Below are 493 nucleotides of genomic sequence, written 5' to 3'. Positions count from 1 at the left end.
TCTGATTGTCGGGGTCGTCGCTTCTGGGATCGATCGGTGGATGGCCACCCTTGGGTGAGGTCACGGTGACCTCCACATCGGCATCCGTGAACGCATAGTAGGGCGCCGTGAATTCTTCGAGCCAGAAGCCGGTCGGCTTGCCGGTATCTCCAAGCACGTTGTGCGAAGTCAAAACCAACAGGATTTTCATTGCAGTCTCCGTTCATTGAGGCCAGTGTCTAAACGCGGCTTCGCCGCAGGGCATGCTTGAGATGAAAGTCGTTGCTCGGAGCAGGTGTACGTGGTCCTCGCCTTGCGGGGAAATTGGCCCGCGCGGGCCTGGAAGATGGGGCCGCCGGGTGCGATGAAGAGGACGCTGTCATAGCGGCCTCCCATTGCCGACGCATGCGAGGAACGCTTGTATTCTGGTCCGGCTCCCGCGCCGCGCCATCACACGAAGGTATTGCCTGGACCATGCAATGGTATGCGCAGCGCTTCGCTGTTCGACCGGGCG

General features: G+C 60.6%; 1 pseudogene. It reads right to left on the bottom strand.

What is annotated here, in order from left to right:
• Window positions 1-190, bottom strand: a pseudogene (locus P0D96_RS48385) (type 1 glutamine amidotransferase domain-containing protein); the annotation flags it as partial.
• Between the last annotated feature and the right edge of the window lie 303 nt (window positions 191-493).

This window comes from Paraburkholderia sp. RL17-347-BIC-D (assembly GCF_046027915.1).
Lineage (GTDB): Bacteria > Pseudomonadota > Gammaproteobacteria > Burkholderiales > Burkholderiaceae > Paraburkholderia.
The sequence above is the reverse complement of the archived record's forward strand: the minus strand, read 5'-3'. Positions and strand labels throughout refer to the sequence as shown.